Annotated in this window: 15 protein-coding genes; 8 read left to right on the plus strand and 7 right to left on the minus strand. The window is 66.1% G+C overall.

Going from position 1 to position 16579, the window contains the following annotated elements:
* Window positions 1-118: 118 nt before the first annotated feature.
* From FHS03_RS21560 to FHS03_RS21575, 4 genes are all read right to left on the minus strand, one after another.
* Window positions 119-1090, minus strand: coding sequence for an FHA domain-containing protein (locus FHS03_RS21560; protein WP_183442995.1), 972 nt, complete (start codon window positions 1088-1090; stop codon window positions 119-121).
* Entirely contained in the window at window positions 1087-2445 is a 1359-nt protein-coding gene (locus tag FHS03_RS21565; protein WP_183442996.1) for a S1 family peptidase, read from the minus strand. Before FHS03_RS21565 ends, FHS03_RS21560 begins: the two co-directional genes overlap by 4 nt.
* Before the next feature lie 39 nt (window positions 2446-2484).
* Window positions 2485-3135, minus strand: a complete 651-nt coding sequence (gene ribA, locus FHS03_RS21570; protein ID WP_183442997.1) for a GTP cyclohydrolase II — start codon at window positions 3133-3135, stop codon at window positions 2485-2487.
* 155 nt (window positions 3136-3290) lie between these two features.
* The gene (locus FHS03_RS21575) at window positions 3291-3992 is read right to left on the minus strand and encodes a pirin family protein (RefSeq protein WP_183442998.1); all 702 of its coding nucleotides are present in this window, start codon (window positions 3990-3992) and stop codon (window positions 3291-3293) included.
* Between the two features lie 117 nt (window positions 3993-4109).
* Between FHS03_RS21575 and FHS03_RS21580 the strand changes: the two genes are divergently transcribed.
* The 3 genes from FHS03_RS21580 (at window position 4110) to FHS03_RS21590 (ending at window position 8297) form a co-directional block, all read left to right on the plus strand.
* Complete coding sequence (locus FHS03_RS21580; RefSeq protein ID WP_183442999.1) at window positions 4110-5048, plus strand: LysR substrate-binding domain-containing protein; 939 nt, start codon at window positions 4110-4112, stop codon at window positions 5046-5048.
* A gap of 95 nt (window positions 5049-5143) precedes the next feature.
* Window positions 5144-6151 (plus strand): EAL and HDOD domain-containing protein, encoded by a 1008-nt coding sequence (locus FHS03_RS21585; RefSeq protein ID WP_183443000.1) that lies wholly within the window; start codon window positions 5144-5146, stop codon window positions 6149-6151.
* Window positions 6144-8297, plus strand: a complete 2154-nt coding sequence (locus FHS03_RS21590) for a putative bifunctional diguanylate cyclase/phosphodiesterase (protein ID WP_183443001.1) — start codon at window positions 6144-6146, stop codon at window positions 8295-8297. Before FHS03_RS21585 ends, FHS03_RS21590 begins: the two co-directional genes overlap by 8 nt.
* A gap of 99 nt (window positions 8298-8396) precedes the next feature.
* Here the strand turns inward: FHS03_RS21590 and FHS03_RS21595 are convergent, their stop codons facing one another.
* Window positions 8397-8906, minus strand: coding sequence for a KGG domain-containing protein (locus tag FHS03_RS21595; RefSeq protein ID WP_183443002.1), 510 nt, complete (start codon window positions 8904-8906; stop codon window positions 8397-8399).
* 182 nt (window positions 8907-9088) lie between these two features.
* Between FHS03_RS21595 and FHS03_RS21600 the strand changes: the two genes are divergently transcribed.
* Both FHS03_RS21600 and FHS03_RS21605 read left to right on the plus strand, forming a co-directional pair.
* On the plus strand, window positions 9089-9319 hold the full coding sequence (locus FHS03_RS21600) for a DUF1810 family protein (protein ID WP_229426333.1): 231 nt from the start codon (window positions 9089-9091) through the stop codon (window positions 9317-9319).
* A gap of 51 nt (window positions 9320-9370) precedes the next feature.
* Window positions 9371-9754, plus strand: a complete 384-nt coding sequence (locus FHS03_RS21605) for a glutaredoxin domain-containing protein (protein ID WP_183443003.1) — start codon at window positions 9371-9373, stop codon at window positions 9752-9754.
* 16 nt (window positions 9755-9770) lie between these two features.
* Here the strand turns inward: FHS03_RS21605 and FHS03_RS21610 are convergent, their stop codons facing one another.
* Window positions 9771-10421, minus strand: coding sequence for a substrate-binding periplasmic protein (locus FHS03_RS21610; RefSeq protein WP_183443004.1), 651 nt, complete (start codon window positions 10419-10421; stop codon window positions 9771-9773).
* 263 nt (window positions 10422-10684) lie between these two features.
* Here FHS03_RS21610 and FHS03_RS21615 point away from each other — a divergent pair, with 263 nt between their 5' ends.
* A complete protein-coding gene (locus tag FHS03_RS21615) occupies window positions 10685-13144 on the plus strand; it encodes a TonB-dependent receptor (RefSeq protein WP_183443005.1) in 2460 nt (819 codons plus the stop codon).
* A 5-nt stretch (window positions 13145-13149) separates the two neighbouring features.
* Here FHS03_RS21615 and FHS03_RS21620 read toward each other — a convergent pair whose 3' ends face one another.
* A complete protein-coding gene (locus FHS03_RS21620) occupies window positions 13150-13389 on the minus strand; it encodes a DUF3820 family protein (RefSeq protein ID WP_183443006.1) in 240 nt (79 codons plus the stop codon).
* A 101-nt stretch (window positions 13390-13490) separates the two neighbouring features.
* Here FHS03_RS21620 and FHS03_RS21625 point away from each other — a divergent pair, with 101 nt between their 5' ends.
* Both FHS03_RS21625 and FHS03_RS21630 read left to right on the plus strand, forming a co-directional pair.
* Window positions 13491-14699, plus strand: coding sequence for an MFS transporter (locus FHS03_RS21625; RefSeq protein ID WP_183443007.1), 1209 nt, complete (start codon window positions 13491-13493; stop codon window positions 14697-14699).
* 202 nt (window positions 14700-14901) lie between these two features.
* Window positions 14902-16578 (plus strand): ShlB/FhaC/HecB family hemolysin secretion/activation protein, encoded by a 1677-nt coding sequence (locus tag FHS03_RS21630; protein ID WP_229426334.1) that lies wholly within the window; start codon window positions 14902-14904, stop codon window positions 16576-16578.
* The last annotated feature ends 1 nt before the right edge of the window (window position 16579 follow it).

The following is a 16579-nucleotide window of genomic DNA, read 5'->3' on the forward strand; positions in this document are numbered from 1 at the left end:
TGCGCAAGCTGCTCGTCACCATGAACGCCATGCTGCGCAATCACACTATGTGGTCAGCAACTGACATGCCTTAATCAAGACAGTTGCTGACCCCAATCGGACACGGGCTGGGCTGTGCTTAGTCGTCGTCGTTGTCGTCGGATTTGACGGTTTGGCGGCGGGCGGCGTCGGCGTTGGGCTTGAGCTTGGCGGCGCTGTTCATGAAGTCGTCGACGCTGTGGTCCTTGCTTTGGCGTACTTGCGGCGGCAGCTGGACGGACATATACAACTCGTCGCTGAGGCGGCCGCTGCTTTGCAGATTGCTCATCAGGAGCAGGCCGGAGCCGAGCGCGAGCAGGCTGCCGCAGAAGGCGGCCATGCGCCGCGGATGCTGGGGCTTGATCGTGGTCAGGTGGAAGTAGACCATGCCGCACACGATCGCCAAGGTCATGTGGTTGCCGTAGCGTGTGAAGAATTCGGCCGACCAGGCATAGGCCAGCACGCTGCTGACGGCGCGCCAGGCGCCCGCGGCGATCAGGCCGCCGCCGAGGATGAACAGGTGCCGCCCCATGCGCGCATGGCCGCCAAACAGGCGGTTGGCCAAGGCCCAGACGCCGCTCCACACCAGGCCCGCACCGAGGCTGGACGCGATCAGCAGCAGGTAGCGGATGGCCTGGAACGATTCCACGTCCGACAAGGCTTCTTCCACGCCCGTGAACAGGGCGATCAGGGCCAGGCCGGCCAGGGCCGGCGCGCCGCCTTCCCAGGCGTGCATGGTGGTGTCGGTCATTTCGGGCGCGACCGGGTAGGCGGCGCTGCGGATGCGCAGGCGCGTGTGGCCCAGGCGCACCACGGTATTGCCGTCCAGCGCCATTTCGCTGTGGCGCCGGCCCTGGTGGATCACGCCGTTCTGGCTGCCCAGGTCGCGCAGCAGCAGGCCGCCTTCGGGCGTTTCTTCCACGATGGCGTGGCGCGCGGCGGTGTGGGCGTCGTCCAGGATGAAGTCGTTGTCGTAGCCGCGGCCGATGCGGATCGGCAGGCTCTCCACGCGGTGGCGGTGCAGCACGTCGCCATTGCGCGCCAGCAGTTCGACGAAGTAGGGCCCCTTCATTTGGCGCCCTTGCGCGCCAGCGCTTCGAGGAAGGCGCGCGAGGTGCGCATGCCGTTTTCATAGGACACGCCGCGCGCATCCATCCGGCTTTGCAGGTTCATCAAGCCTTCGTCGGTGCTGGAGGTGAGCAGGGAAAAGTCGTACAGCCCTTCGAATTTGCGGTAGGCGCGCACGCACAGCACGGCGCGCAGCGGCAGGCTCTGGTTCTTGACGAATTGTTCGGTGCAGGTCGGACCGGTCAGGCGGCTGTCCTTGTAGCCGCCGAAGGCTTCGTTCTTGAACGAGGCGCTCGACAGTTGGGCGAAGCGCAGGCTGCCCATCTCGGTGCTGCGCATGAACTGGTGGCGGATGCCGATCTGGCCCGTCTGCAGCGAGCCGGAAACGAAGATGGCCGATTCCATCGCGCAGTTGGTGATGTCGACGGTGAAGGGCTTGTCGGCCTTCTGGTTCGAGCGGCCCCAGCAGCGCATCTGCTCGGTTTCGCGCACCGGCACCTGGTACGGTCCCATGGCTTTCAGCGCCAGCGGCGTGGCCAGCAACTGGTCGACCATGGATTTCTGGTGCGCCAGCAATTGCGCAGCGACGACAGTGGTGAAATCCTTGGGCGGCTTGCCTTGGGCCTGGACCTTTTTCAGCAACTCCTGGGCATAGCGGGCCGGCACCAGGAAGCTGACCAGTTCGCCGTCGAGGCGCTTGGACACGTTCACGCCGGCCACCTCGCCATTGACGGTGACGCTGGGGCCGCCGCTCATGCCCGAGTTGATCGGGCCGGTGAACATCAGTTGCTCGTAGAAGCTGCGCGTGATGACGCCGTTGAAGGCGCCTTCCGAAATGGCGAAGCCCAGGTCGAGCGGGTTGCCCAGCGAGTACAGGTACTGGCCTTGGGTCAGCGGCACCGGCTGTTCGGGCACATTGAAGAAGCCGGTGCCGTAGCGGTTGACGCGCACCACGGCCAGGTCGTGCAGCACGTCGACCGCCAGCAGCTCGATATTGCCGCGCTGGCCTGAGGTGTCGACCCACTCGCCGGTATAGGTGTCCGGGTCGAGCGCGAATTGCGAGACGACGTGGTAGTTGGTGAGCACGAGATTGCTGGTGCCGACCAGGAAGCCGGAGCCGACCGAGGACTGGGTGCGGCCGCTTTTCAGCAGCGAGCGCACTTGCAGCAAGTCCTTCTTGGCGGCGGAGTAGAGTTTTTGCGCCGTGCTCGACGGCGGCGGCAGGACGCTGTCTTCGGCCGACGGTGCGGCCGGTGCGCCAGGCGCGCCAGGCGCAGCAGGGGCGGCGGGTGGGGCCGCCAGCGCGCCGGCGCAGCCCCAAGTCAGCATCAGCGTTACGGCAAGATTAGTAAATTTCATCTATTCCTGGGACTTGGGGGGGAAGGGCGGGGCCGGCGCTTAGAGCTGACCGTCTTCGGCAGCGGGCGGGGTCAGCGGCGCCATCATGTGGCCCAGCTTGCTCGCCTTGGTATCCAGATAATGCTGGTTGAAGGCGTTGCGGTTGACCAGCAGCGGCACGCGCTCGGCCACCGTGAAGCCCAGGTTTTCCATGGCCGCGATCTTGCGCGGATTATTCGTCATCAGACGCAGGCTGCGCACGCCGAACTGTTTGAGCATGGGTTCGACCAGGGCGTAGTTGCGCTGGTCGGCCTTGAAGCCGAGCTGCTCATTGGCCTGCACCGTGTCGGCGCCGGCTTCCTGCAGGCGGTAGGCGCGGATCTTGTTGACCAGGCCGATGCCGCGGCCTTCCTGGCGCAGATAGAGCACGATGCCGCGGCCTTCCTCGGCCACGCGCTTGAGCGCGCCTTCGAGCTGGGCGCCGCAGTCGCAGCGCTGGGAGTAGAGCACGTCGCCGGTCAGGCATTCGGAGTGCACGCGCGCCAGCACCGGCGCGCCGTTGCCGATATCGCCCAGCACCATGGCCAGGTGTTCCTTGCCGGTGGCGTGCTCGACGAAGGCGTGCAGCGTGAACTGGGCCCAGGGCGTGGGCAGGGCGCAGGACGTGACGTAGTCCAGTTCTTCTTTGGGGGCGTGGGCGGCGGACTGCATGGTGTGCTCTTCTTTTTCGGGACGAATAATTCAAAAAGCGCGCCGGTCTGCTCGTCAGACTCGGCGCGCGCCCTTCATCTTACCAAATATTATGCTTTCCTATATTGAGGACCTTTTTCCAGGTTTCAAGATCGGCCAGCTTCCCGCCTGCCGGCTCAGCGCGGCAAGTCGAACAGCAGGATCTCGGCCGCCTCGGCGTTGTCGAGCACGACTTCGGTCTCGCCGCTCAGCTTGGCCGCGTCGCCGCCTTGCAGGCGCTCGCCATTGACCGTCAGGCTGCCGCGCACCACATGGACATAGGCCAGGCGGCCGTCTGCCAGGCTGTGGCGCAGGGCCGGGCCGCCGTTCAGGATGCTGGCGTACAGCGCGGCATCCTGGTGCATCAGCACCGAACCGTCGCGGCCGTCGGCCGAGGCGATCAGGCGCAGCACGCCGGTTTTGCTGTCGGCCGTGAAATGTTTTTCCTCATAGCCGGGTTCGATGCCATTCGCGCTCGGCATGACCCAGATTTGCAGGAAATGCACGCCGTCGGTGGCCGAGTGGTTGAACTCGCTATGCCGCACGCCGCTGCCGGCCGTCATGCGCTGCACGTCGCCCGGACGCAGCACGGAACCGTTGCCCATGCTGTCCTTGTGCTCCAGCGCCCCGTCCAGCACATAGGAAATGATTTCCATATCGCGGTGGCCGTGGGTGCCGAAGCCCTGGCCGGGCGCCACGCGGTCTTCGTTGATCACGCGCAGCGGACCGAAACCCATATGTTTGGGATCGTAATAGTCGGCGAAGGAGAAGCTGTGGTGGGAGTCCAGCCAGCCGTGGTTGGCATGGCCCCGGTCTTCGCTTTTACGGATTTGCAGCATGGTCTTGCTCCTTTCTAGGGATTTATTTGCGATAATTTCGAACACAGGACTCATTCTACGCGGGCCTGTAAAATTCAAAAAACGGAAAATTTCTCAACTCATTATCGAAAATTTCGAATGCTCAGACTCAGCCTCGACGCCCTGCAAATCGTGGACGCCATCGACCGCCGCGGTTCCTTCTCGGCCGCCGGCAAGGAATTGCACCGCGTGCCTTCGACCATTTCCTACACCGTCGCCAAGCTGGAAGACGAGCTGGGCGTGCAGGTCTTCGAGCGCAACGGCCCGCGCGTGGAGCTGACGCCGGCCGGGCGCGAGCTGCTGAAAGAGGGCCGCTACCTGCTGCACGCGGCCCAGGATCTGGAACACCGCGTGCGGCGCGTGGCCTCGGGTTGGGAAACCGAGCTGGTCCTCGGCACCGACGCCATGTTCGCGCCGCTGGCGCTGGCGGCCGATATCCGCGCCTTCTACGCCGTGGCGAGCCAGACCCGGCTGCGCCTGGCCCAGGAAACCCTGTCCGGCACCTGGGAAGCGCTGCTGGAACGCCGCGTCGACTTGCTGGTGGGCGCGCCGGGCGACGGTCCGGCCGGCGGCGGCTATGTGTCGCAGCCGATGGGCCGGATGGACTGGGTCTTCGCCGTCGCCCCCGGCCACCCGCTGGCCGCCGTGGCAGGGCGGCTCGGGCGTGCCGACCTGCAGCGCCACCGCGCCATCGTCACCGCCGACACGGCGCGCCGCATCGCGCCGCGCACCGTCGGCCTGCTGCTGGGCCAGGATACGCTGACCATGCCCACGCTGGCGAGCAAATACGGCGCCCAGCTGGCCGGCCTGGGCTTCGGCTTCCTGCCCGCGCCCTGCGCGCGCGCCGCCATCGCCGCTGGACTGTTAGTGGAAAAGCAAGTCGAGGAACCCAAGCCGGCCGAAACCTTCTACCTGGCCTGGCGCAGCGGCGAGGGCGGGGCGGCGCTGGACTGGTGGCGCCAGCGCATGGCCCAGCCCGGCATGTTCGCGCGTTTGTGTCATCATCTGCCGGGTGTGCCCATGACCGCGCCGTCTTGATGTAAGACAGGAAATGGCGACACAATGTTGGCCTACGCCAACTGTTTTGGGAGTACCATTATGAGTCCGAATCCTCTGGCCCGAACCGATTGCGCATGATAGCCCCGACCCTAGCGCCCGTTTTCCTGCAACTGCTGGCTGACCGCAAAGGCCAGCCCGCCGCCCTCTTATTCGCCGCCGCCCTGCCTGGCGAAACCGCGGCCGCCGAGGCGCTGCCGGCTGGGGCGCCGATGTTGCCCGAGGTGTTGACCGGACTGGCGGCCGCCAGTCCTTGTTTCTATCCCGACACGCTGGAGGAGCCGCTCGCCGCGGCGCTGGCCGACGCCGGCTGGCAGCCGCTGCCCGCCGCCGAACTGTGCCGCGCCGACAGCATGGCGGCGCTGGACGATGTGCCGCCCGGCGCGCACTGGGTGCGCGGCGACTGGGCGCTCGATACGCCGCCCAAGGGCGCCTCGGGCCAGGCCGGAACCTCGCGCGGCTTGGCCCTGCAACTGGTGCAGCTGGTGGCCAACGATGCCGATACCCACGAAATCGAAGCCTTGCTGCGGCGCGATCCGACCCTGTCCTACCATCTGCTCAAGCTGGTCAACTCCCTCGGCATGGGCACCGGCCGCCGCGTCACCAGCTTCTCGCAGGCCATCCTGATCCTGGGCCGGCAGCAATTGCGCCGCTGGCTCAACCTGATGCTGTTCGCCGCCCGCGACGGCGACCTGCGCACCGCCATGCTGCTGGCGCGCGTCTCGGTGCGCGCCATGGCCATGGAGTTGCTGGCGCGGTGCGCCGGCCTGGACAAGCACCAGCAAGAGCAAGCCTTCATGACGGGCATGTTCTCGCTGCTGGGCGCGCTGTTCGGCATGCCGCTGGCCGAAGTCATGCAGCCGCTTACCATCGGCGAATCCGTCAAGCAGGCGCTGCTGGCCAAGCAGGGCGAACTGGGCGTGCTGCTGGGCTTGCTGGAACAGGCCGAGCAGGGCGACTTCGCCGCCGTCGCCGCCAGCCTCCAGCAGCTGCAATTGGAGGCGGCCGACTTCAACGCTGCCGTGGCCGAGGCCAATCAATGGATGCTCAGCGTCACCAGCGGCGCGGGCCAGTCCCATGCTTGACACCGCCATTGCGCGCTGCCAAGCCCTGAGCCGCGCCGCGCGCGGCCTGCAGGGCGAGGCGCAGTCGCGCACCCTGGCCGAACTGGAGGCTGCGCTGGAAGAGTTGCGCGGCTGGCAGATTGCCGCCGTGCCCGCCGCCGGCCTGACGGCCATGCTCGAACTCGACCTGGCCGGCTATGTGCGCGAATGGAACGAGGGCGCCGAGCGCATGTTCGGCTACCCTGCGCGCGAAGCGCTGGGCCAGCACATCCTGTTCCTGTACGACGGCAGCGAGGAGGGCGGCGATATCGCCGAACTGCTGCTGGAGGCCGGCAACGCCATCACCGCCGTGCGCCGCCGCAAGAAAAATGGGGAAGTGATCTGGGTGCATATGGCCATCTCCCTGATGCACGACGCGCAGCGCGAACCGGTCGGCATGCGCGTCCAGCTGGAAGAGGTGAACAAGGCCCTGAGCCACGCCGAAAAACTCAATCTGCATGCGCGCATCATCGAAGACAGCGACCAGGGCGTGCTGATTACCGACGCCAACGAGCGCATCGTGTCCATCAACGGCGCCTTCACGCGCATCACCGGCTACAGTCCGGCCGAAGCGATCGGCAAGACGCCCGACCTGCTGCGCTCGGGCATGCACGACGCCGAATTCCGCGCCAAGGTGCAGGCCGCCATGCGCGGCGCCGGCCCCTGGCGCGGCGAGATCGTCGGCAAGCGCAAGAACGGCGAGCTGTTCCCGCAATCGGTCACCATCAGCGCCGTGCGCGATGGCGAAGGGCGCATCAGCCACACCTTCTCGCTGTTTACCGATATCAGCGTGCACAAGGACGCCGTGGCGCGCATGCAGCGCATGGCCAATTACGACGCGCTGACCGGCCTGCCCAACCAGGGCTTGCTGCAGCAGCTCGTGGCGCAGGCGCTGGCCGAGGCGCGCCGCAGCCAGGAGCACGGCGCCTTGCTGGTGATCGACATCAGCCGCATCGGCGCCATCAGCGATACCCTGGGCCATGAAATCGGCAACCGCCTGCTGGTCGAGATCGGCCGCCTGCTGCGCCTGTGCCTGCGCGAAGGCGATGTCCTGGCGCGGCTCGACGGCCACCGTTTCGGCATCGCCCTGCCGCATATCGAAAAGCGCGAACACGCCGCCATCGTCGCGCAAAAGCTGATCGCCTCGCTGGCCGCGCCGGTCCAGATCGACGGCCAGCACCTGCAGACCGGCGCCCACGTCGGCATCGCCATCTATCCCGAAGACGGCGAGGATGCCGACACCCTGCTGCGCGGCGCCGACGTCGCCATGACGCGCGCCGCCCTGCAGCCGGAATCGGGCTTCCTGTTCTACAGCGAGGAAATGAACCAGCGCGCCAAGGAGCACCTGCGCATCGAAAGCGAGCTGCGCCATGCGCTGGCTAATAACGAGCTGATGCTGTACTACCAGCCCAAGGTCAGCCTGCGCAGCGGGCGCATCGTCGGCGCCGAAGCGCTGCTGCGCTGGAAGCATCCGGTGCGCGGCTTGGTGTCGCCGGGCGTCTTCATCCCGGTGGCCGAGGAAACCGGCCTGATCCTGGAATTGGGCAACTGGGTGATGGAAGAAGCCTGCCGCCAGATCCGCGTCTGGCAGGACGCCAACCTGCTGATGCCGCCGATCGCCGTCAACCTGTCGGCGCGCCAGTTCGACCGCGGCCTGCCGGCGCGCATGGCCGACGTCATGGCGCGCCACGGCGTGCAGCCCGAACAGCTGATGCTGGAAATCACGGAAAGCCTGCTGGTGAAAGGCGCCGACAAGGTGATCGCCATCATGAACGAGCTGGTGGCGATGGGCTTGGCGCTGGCGCTGGACGATTTCGGCACCGGCTATTCCAGCCTGGCCTACCTCAAGAAATTCCCCATCAGCACCTTGAAGATCGACCGCGCCTTCGTCATCGGCCTGCCGTATGAAGAGAACGATTGCGCCATTGCGCGCGCCATCGTCACCATGGCCCAGCAACTGCGCCAGGAAATCGTGGCCGAAGGCGTGGAAACCCCCGAGCAGATGAGTTTCCTGCGCGAGCTCGGCTGCGATCAATTGCAAGGCTACCTCTTCAGCCAGCCCGTGCCTGGCGCCGACTTCGAACGCATGCTGCGCGAAGGCAAGCGCCTCGCCTTCGGCGCCCGCTGACAACCCGCCCACCGCCGGATCGGAGGTCCCTGTTGAGCCCGTGTCCACCTTGGTGCCAGGCACCAAGGTGGACACAGGCTCAACGAGGACGGCGCTCAATTACCGCTTGTCGTCGTTTTTGTGGCTTTGGCGGCCGGCCTGGGCGTGCTGCTCGGGCGTGCCGCCGCGCGTGCCGCCACCGCTGCCACCGCTGCCGCCGCTGCGCGAGCCGCTGCTGCTGTCGTCGTCATCGGAACCGCTTTGCCGGCTGCCGCCGCCGCTGCCGCCCCGGTTGCCGCTGCTGCGCTGATTGTCGTCCTCATCCTCTTCATCGGACGCGCTTTGGCGGTTGGGATCGTTCTTGTGGCTCATGCTGCCGGCGCGGCGCGCCTCTTCCGATGTGAACTCGTGGGCGTTGCCGGAGGCATGCGCGGCGCGCCCACCCTCGGCGGCGATTTCACGCTGGCGTTCCGGGTCCATCGAGGCGAAGCCACGGTTGCTGGTATCGCCGCCCTGATTGCCGCCACGGTTGTCATCCGACTGCTGGTTGTCGCTGCGGCCGCCTTGCTTGCTGCCTTGGCTGCCGCCCTGGTTGCTGCCCTGGTTGCTGCCTTGATTCGACGATGCCATGATGATCTCCTCTTGTTTCGGTTGAAGGAGTGCACATCTTAGGCCGCGGACGAGAGCAGGTTTATAAGATCACATGAGGGAGCGTTGTAGGACAATGCCCCAGTAAAAAGTAACACAGCCATAGCCGTCTTCCTTTCTGCGCGAGGTGGAAATCATGGGTGATATTTTCGATCTGCAGCGTTTTGTCAGCGCCCAGCACGAGGTGTACGAGTCCGTGCTGGCGGAGCTGCGCCCTGCTGCTGCAGGCGCAGGACAGCGCCCACGCCATCTTCGGCGCCACCGATGAAATGAAGCTGCGCTCCTCGCTGACCCTGTTCGCCGCCGCCGCGCCGGACGAAGCGCTGTTCGCGGCCTGTCTGCGCCACTTCTTCGGCGGCCGGCCCGACCCGGCCACCTTGCAGCGCTTGTCATAAACAGCGGGGAGGGCTACATTAGCGCCATCTTCGTTCTCGCAAGGACCATCCATGAGCCGCACGATTCTTGAGCAAGCCCGCATCCATCCCGCCATCCGCGAGCGCATCGGACGCAACCACGCCGATCTGGTGGGCGCGGTGCAGGCGGCCGTGGCGGCCAATCCGCTGGTGGTGGTGGGTATGGCCATGAATCCCTTTCCGCGCAAGGCACGCCGCATCCTCGATCAGCTCGGCACGCCGTATGCCTATCTGGAATACGGCAGTTATCTGAGCCAATGGCGCCGGCGCAATGCGCTGAAGATGTGGACCGGCTGGCCGACCTTCCCGATGATCTTCGTGCACGGCGTGCTGATCGGCGGCACCAGCGAGCTGGAGCAGTTGATCGCCAAGGGCGAGTTCCCAGCCATGCTGAGCGCGCTGCGCCTGGCCGAATAAGCGGCGCGGTGCCGCTTCAGCGGTAATGCGACAGCACGCGCTCGATGCTGCCGTCCTGCAGCAGACTGGCGATGGCGCGGTCGGCCTCGGCGATGTCGATGTGGGAACGCAGTGAAAACGCGCATTGCGCCTTGAACGGATCGAATTCCAGATCGGCGCGCAGGCCCAGTCCCGGCTGCTTACGCTGCAGGTAGGCGAAGGTGGTTTTTTCCAGCACCGCATATTGCATGCGGCCCAGCAAGAGCTTGCGGATATTGTGCTCCATCGACGGCGCATCGTCGCGCCGGAAGCGCGGCCCCAGCGTCGTGCTGAGGGCGGCGTAATGGTAGCCCGCCACAGTGCCCAGCGGCCGATCCGCGAGCTGCGACAGCTGCTTGAGAAGGGCCGCGTCGGCACGCGCCACCACCACCCCGGCATCGGGAATCAGCGGCACGCTCCAGTTGAAATTGCCATCGAGCCATTCCGGCAGCACATAGCAGACCGCGTCGGCGCTGCCCTCGGCCAAGGTACTGGCGACGCGCCGCGGCGGCACGCTGACAAAGCGCGCCTGGCGCCCGGCGCGCTGCGCGATCGCCTCGCCCAGCTCCTTGAGCAGGCCGCCGCTCAGTTTGCCATCGGCAAAACTCGCCAGCGGCATCGTATGGTTGGTCGCCGCGACAAACACCATCTCGCGGCGCTCCTCGGCCCGCGCCGCGGACGCCAGCAGCAGCGTCCCCAGCAGCGCCGCCGCCCCCCAGCGCTTTGATCTAGCGCAAACAATGTCCCACCCTGGTGTCAGGCACCAGGGTGGGACATTGTTTGATTTGGCGCAAAGCGGCATGGCGGGTGGGTAGTGGTGTGGCGGAACAGAGGGTGATCGCTGGAAAGTGTAACGCAAAGCATCGGGGCGGGGGCATAATGCTTGAGCTGGCTTTCTTTTCGGGAGGGGGCATGGGCCGCTTGGGATCGTGGCTGCTGGCCGGGCTGGGCTTGGTGGCGTCGGCGTGGGCGTTGGCCCAGCAGCAGGGCGCGGATACGACGATGCCGGTGGTGCGCATCAGCGCGCCGGCCTTGGGCGCGGGCAGCGCGCGTTCCAGCAGCGTGCTGGAAGCCGACGTGCTGGCACGCCAGCCGCCCGGCCTCGATCCATTCAAGCAGTTGGCCAGGGTGCCGGGCATGCAGACCAGTTCGGGCGACGCCATCACCGGCAGCTATTCCATGCGCCTGACCTTGCGCGGTTTGAACAAGGAGCAGATCGGCATCTCGGTGGACGGCATCCCGAACGGGTCGACCTTGTCGAACGGCGGCGCCATGCCGCACCGCTTGCTGGAAAGCGCCAACCTGGACAGCATCGAAGTCTCGCCCACGGCCGGCGACCTGGGCACGCCGTCGAACCAGGCGCTGGGCGGCTATATCGATTTCCGCACGCGCGATCCGGCCTTGACGCGGGCGGTGTATGGCGAGCTGTCGGGCGGCAGCGTCGGTTACCGGCGCGCTTTCCTGCGCTTCGACAGCGGCCAGTCGGCTTCGGGCCTGAGCGCCTATGCCGACATCAGCCGCAGCTTCCAGCGCACCTGGCCGGGCCAGCATAGCGGGCGCAATTTGCGCTGGCATGCCGATCTGCGCCTGCTGCAGGATCTGGGCGGCGGCTCCAGCCTGCGCGCCACGCTCAGCTATAACCGCTTTGCCGATAACGATTACGAGCCGGTGGCTTTGCGCGCCATCTCGGCGCCGTTCTACAAGGCCACGTTCGAGGGCGATCCCGGCAGCGATGGCTTGAACGACCGCTGGACGGGCGACCCGGCCCAGGACCAGAACCACCGCGGCACCCACGGCATCAACAGCCGCGACATCCTGGCCCACATCGACTGGACGCAGCGCTTCGGCAGCGGCGCGCAACTGGTGCTGAAACCCTATCTGCACACGCAGGACGGCTACGGCTGGTTCTACGTGCCCTACCAGCAGGCGCCCGCCGATGGTCAGGCCTACAGCGTCGTACCGCCCGGCGGCGCGCCGGTGGCCAGCGCACAGGAATGCTTCGCCGGACAATACCGGCGCAATGCCGACGGCAGCCTGCAGCCTTTGCCGCGTGCCGAATTTCCGGCCGGCGCCAGTGCCGCGACGCTGAAGGCGCTGGGCTGTCCAGCGGCGGCCGCCTTTGCCATGAATCCGCCGACACAATGGGGCGCACGCCTGGCCACCACGCGCCGCAGCGATTACCGCATCCGCCGTCAGGGCGTGCTGACGGAGTGGTCGATGGCGCTGGGCGAGCATCAGCAACTGCGCGTGGGCGCCTGGTACGAACACATCGACCGCAGCAAGTCGCGCAACTGGTACGCGGTCAGCGACCCGCTGCGCAATGGCGATTTCGACGCCGCGCGCGGCCCGTATTCAGTGACGCACGACCGCCGCTATCTGGTGAACACCGTGATGGCCTATGCCCAGGACCGCCTGGAACTGTTCTCGCGCCGCCTGCAATTGAGCGCCGGCGCCACCTGGCAGCGCTCGCGCGAAAGCTATGCTTCGCCGGTGGAGTTTTACGGAACGCGCTCGCTGGGCGCCGCCTCGGGCCTGCTGCCGAAGTTCTCGGCCCTATACCGCGCCGATGGCGGCTGGGAGCTGTTCGCCAGCCGCGCGCGCAATTTCAGCGCCATCCCGGACAGCGTGTTCGAAGGCACGGCCGCCATCAGCGCCAAACGCGGCATCCAGCCCGAGACCTCGGTGAACAGCGACGCGGGTTTGCGCTGGTTGCGCGGCGCCTACGGCTTTGGCCTCACCGCCTATGCCATCGATTACCGCGACCGCATCTCGATCCAGAACGGCAAGCCCGACGCCGATATTTTTTCGCGCGACGCCACCACGACGTTTTCCAACCAGGGCGGCATCCGCTCGCGCGGCCTGGAGTTGAGCGCCCAGGCCAACTGGCGCCAGGTGGAACTGCTGCTGAACTACACCGTCAACCGCGCCCGCTATGCCGAGGACACGCCGGCCGAAGGCATCCGCGCCGGCGATCCCGTGCTGGGCGCGCGCCGCCGCACCGGTTTTGCCGAGATCACGTGGAAGCCGCGGCGCGCCTGGCGCCTGAGCGTGAACGCCAGTTACGCCGGCACGGCGGCCGGCACCTATGGCGAGGTGCCGAATACGGTGATCGCGGGCGGCCCGGCGGCGTATCCGCGCGAATACATGCCGGCCTATACGCTGGTGGGGCTGGCGCTGTCCTACCGTCCGGGCGGGGAGTGGGGCGGCGGCTGCCGCCGCTGCGAGCTGCTGCTGAACGCCGATAATCTGCTGAACAAGCGCTATCTGGGCGGCCTTGGTTCGGAACTCGCCAATTCCAATCCCCTGACGACGGGCCGCTACTTCCTCGGCAGTCCGCGCGCGCTGTTCTTGACCTGGCGCAGCAGCTTCTGAGCGCCTTACTTCACGCCGATGGGCGAGCGGCGCGGCTTGCTGCGCAGCGGGTCGAGCAGCTGGCGCAGGGCGTTGTGATCGAGTTCATACATCAGGGCCAGCAGGGTGCCCAGCTCGCCCTTGGGAAAGCCCTCGCGCGCGAACCAGCCCAGGTAGTGGCCGGGCAGGTCGGCCAGTAGAAAACCCTTGTATTTTCCATAAGGCATTTCGCGGCTGACGAGGAGGGTGAGGAGCTCTGCATTCATATTCTTGACTGTGAATCAAATATCTTCTGTTTTTCAACGGCTTTTTCTATCTAAAGAAAGCCGGGATACTGCGTGGCATCAACTTTACAGGAGTGTATGCCATGCCTCTCGCTTTATTGGCGCTGACCATCGGCGCTTTCGCCATCGGAACCACCGAGTTCGTGATTGTCGGGCTGCTGCCCACCATCGCCGCCGACCTGGGCGTCGATCTGCCCTCGGCCGGCATGCTGGTCAGCCTGTACGCCATGGGCGTGGCGGTCGGCGCGCCGGTGCTGACCGCGCTCACCGGCAAACTGCCGCGCAAGCTGCTGTTGCTCTCGCTGATGGTGCTGTTTACCGCCGGCAATCTGCTGGCCTGGCAGGCGCCCGGCTACGCCACCCTGATCGTGGCGCGCATCCTGACCGGCCTGGCGCACGGCGTCTTCTTCTCGATCGGCTCGACCATCGCCACCTCGCTGGTGCCGAAGGAAAAGGCGGCCAGCGCGATCGCCATCATGTTTACCGGCCTGACCGTGGCCCTGGTGACGGGCGTGCCGCTGGGAACCTTCATCGGTCAAAACTTCGGCTGGCGCGAAACCTTCCTCGCCGTCTCGGCGCTGGGCCTGATCGCCTTCCTCGGCAGCCTGTTCTTCGTGCCGCAGAATATCCAGCACAACAAACCGGCCTCGCTGCTGCAGCAGCTGAAGGTGCTGGGCCAGCCGCGCCTGCTGCTGGTGTACGCCATGACGGCGCTTGGCTATGGCGGCTCGTTCACCGCCTTCACCTTCCTGGCGCCGATCCTGCAGGAAGTCTCGGGCTTCAGCGCCGGTTCGGTGAGCCTGGTGATGCTGGTGTATGGCGTGTCGGTCGCGTTCGGCAATATCTGGGGCGGCAAGCTGGCCGACCGCCGCGGCCCGGTGGGCGCGCTGAAGCTGGTTTTCCTCGGCCTGGCCGCCGTGCTGGTGGTGCTGAGCTTCACCGCGCCGCATGCCTGGCTGATGCTGGCCACCGTGCTGGTCTGGGGTATTTTCGCCTTCGGCAATGTGGCGGGTTTGCAAGTGTATGTGGTGCACCAGGCTGAGCACTTCACGCCGCGCGCCGTGGATGTGGCGTCCGGCTTGAATATTGCGGCGTTTAATCTGGGTATTGCCGGCGGCGCCTGGGGTGGCGGTCATATCGTCGAGAAACTGGGCTTGCTGCACACCGGCTGGATCGGCGCCATCGTGGTGCTCGGCGCTTTCGGTCTGACCGCGCTCAGCGGCCGCCTGGACCGCCTGAATCCAATTCCCTTCCATGCGGGCCAAACCGGCAACCGGGTGGCCGCGCATTAAAAGAGTTAATACCGCATCAATAAAACCGCCTCCTTTGCGAGGCGGTTTTTCTTTATAACTTTCAAATTAAAACTATCTAATTGTCACAATTGCTTCGAGTTTTAGAGGGAAATTAACATGGATAATCGTTTTTCCAACTAAAATTTCCATGTGGAAATAATTCAATTAGAATTAATTGGATTAATAGTTCCTCAAGGCAATAATGCAATACCGTCTCAAGCTGTACAGTACGGCTGCCATGCTGTGCAGTGTTTTTGTTCCAGCCGTCCATGCCCAGGATGCCGCCGGCATCGCAACCCAGCAGTTGCAGCGCCAGCAGCAGCGCGAACGGGTCCAGGCCGAACAGGCCGAGCAGCGTCCCGATGTGCGCTTGCAGGCGCCGTCCACCGCCAGCGCCACCAGCTATCCAGCCGACGAGTCGCCATGCTTTCCCATTCGCGATATCCAGCTGCAAGGCGAGCAGGCCAGCCAGTTCGCCTGGGCGCTGAAGGCCGGGGACGAGGCCTTGGGGCGCTGCCTGGGCAGCGCCGGCGTGAATGTGCTGCTGGCGCGGATTCAGGACGCGCTGGTGGCCAAGGGCTGGGTCACGACGCGCGTGCTGGCCGCGCCCCAGGATTTGCGCAGCGGCACGCTGGTGCTGCAGCTGGTGCCGGGCCGCATCCGCGCCATCCGCTTCGCCGATCCGGCCGCGCGCACCTCCTGGCGCAGCGCCATTCCCGTCCGGCCCGGTGATCTGCTGAATCTGCGCGACGTCGAGCAAGCACTGGAAAACTTCAAGCGCGTGCCGAGCGCCGAGGCCGACATCGAGATCGTGCCGGGCGAAGCGCCGGGCGAAAGCGATCTGCTGGTGAAATGGCGCCAGGCGGCGCCCTGGCGCCTATCCTTCTCGCTGGACGACAGCGGCAGCGAGTCCACCGGCAAGCGCCAGGGCGGGCTGTCCATCGCGCTCGACAATCTGTTGGGCTGGCAGGATTTGCTGACCATCTCGGCCAACCGCCATCTGCCTGGGTCCGGGCCGGCCACCGACCATGGCACGCGCAGCACCGCGCTCAACTACTCCCTGCCTTATGGCTACTGGTTGTTTTCCCAGCAGTTCAGCGACTACCGCTACCACCAGACGGTGGCGGGCGCCAACCAGGACTATATCTACAGCGGCACCAGCGTCAATGCCGAATTCAAGGCCGCGCGCCTGGTCTACCGCGATGCCGTGCGCAAGACCACGCTCTCGCTGCGCGCCTACCAGAAGCGCAGCCGCAATTTCATCGATGACACCGAAGTCGAGGTGCAGCGCCGCCGCATGGGCGGCTTCATCCTCGGTATCGCGCACAAGGAATTCCTCGGCCAGGCCACGCTGGACGCCAGCCTGAGCTACAAGAAGGGCAGCAGCGCCTTCGGCAGCTTGCCCGCGCCGGAAGAATTGTTCGGCGATGGCACTTCCCGGCCCACCATCCTGAATGCCGAGCTGACGCTGGCTATTCCGCTGAGCAAACAGTTGCAGCTGCAAAGCGCTTGGCGTGCCCAGCGCGAGCGCACGCCCCTGATTCCGCAGGACCGCTTCGCCATCGGTGGCCGCTACACGGTGCGCGGTTTCGACGGCGAGTCGAGCCTGATGGCCGAACGCGGCTGGCTGAGCCGCAATGACCTGGTGTGGAGCCTGCCGGGCGCGCAGCAGCTCTATCTGGCCCTGGACTACGGCAGCGTGTCGGGCCGCAGCGCACCGCAACTGCTGGGCACCCGCCTGGGCGGCGGCGCCATCGGCTGGCGCGGCCAGTTCCACGGTCTGCAGTACGACCTGTTCGCCGGCGCCCCGATTGCCAAACCCGAACACTACCGCACCGCCGCCGTCACCGGCGGCATCAACCTGAATTACGAGTTCTGAG

Origin of the sequence: Pseudoduganella violacea (assembly GCF_014191875.1) — a bacterium.
In the GTDB taxonomy this organism is placed as follows: Bacteria; Pseudomonadota; Gammaproteobacteria; order Burkholderiales; family Burkholderiaceae_D; genus Rugamonas; species Rugamonas violacea_A.

Excerpts from the sequence above, each read along its gene's own strand:
- FHS03_RS21605 (WP_183443003.1), top strand. The coding sequence starts at position 9,371 with ATGAGCCGCACGATTCTTGAGCAAGCCCGCATCCATCCCGCCATCCGC.
- FHS03_RS21620 (WP_183443006.1), bottom strand. The coding sequence starts at position 13,389 with ATGAATGCAGAGCTCCTCACCCTCCTCGTCAGCCGCGAAATGCCTTAT.
- FHS03_RS21565 (WP_183442996.1), bottom strand. The coding sequence starts at position 2,445 with ATGAAATTTACTAATCTTGCCGTAACGCTGATGCTGACTTGGGGCTGC.
- FHS03_RS21625 (WP_183443007.1), top strand. The coding sequence starts at position 13,491 with ATGCCTCTCGCTTTATTGGCGCTGACCATCGGCGCTTTCGCCATCGGA.
- FHS03_RS21585 (WP_183443000.1), top strand. The coding sequence starts at position 5,144 with ATGATAGCCCCGACCCTAGCGCCCGTTTTCCTGCAACTGCTGGCTGAC.
- FHS03_RS21575 (WP_183442998.1), bottom strand. The coding sequence starts at position 3,992 with ATGCTGCAAATCCGTAAAAGCGAAGACCGGGGCCATGCCAACCACGGC.
- FHS03_RS21615 (WP_183443005.1), top strand. The coding sequence starts at position 10,685 with ATGGGCCGCTTGGGATCGTGGCTGCTGGCCGGGCTGGGCTTGGTGGCG.
- FHS03_RS21595 (WP_183443002.1), bottom strand. The coding sequence starts at position 8,906 with ATGGCATCGTCGAATCAAGGCAGCAACCAGGGCAGCAACCAGGGCGGC.
- FHS03_RS21610 (WP_183443004.1), bottom strand. The coding sequence starts at position 10,421 with ATGGTGTTTGTCGCGGCGACCAACCATACGATGCCGCTGGCGAGTTTT.
- FHS03_RS21630 (WP_229426334.1), top strand. The coding sequence starts at position 14,902 with ATGCAATACCGTCTCAAGCTGTACAGTACGGCTGCCATGCTGTGCAGT.
- FHS03_RS21560 (WP_183442995.1), bottom strand. The coding sequence starts at position 1,090 with ATGAAGGGGCCCTACTTCGTCGAACTGCTGGCGCGCAATGGCGACGTG.
- ribA (WP_183442997.1), bottom strand. The coding sequence starts at position 3,135 with ATGCAGTCCGCCGCCCACGCCCCCAAAGAAGAACTGGACTACGTCACG.
- FHS03_RS21590 (WP_183443001.1), top strand. The coding sequence starts at position 6,144 with ATGCTTGACACCGCCATTGCGCGCTGCCAAGCCCTGAGCCGCGCCGCG.
- FHS03_RS21580 (WP_183442999.1), top strand. The coding sequence starts at position 4,110 with ATGCTCAGACTCAGCCTCGACGCCCTGCAAATCGTGGACGCCATCGAC.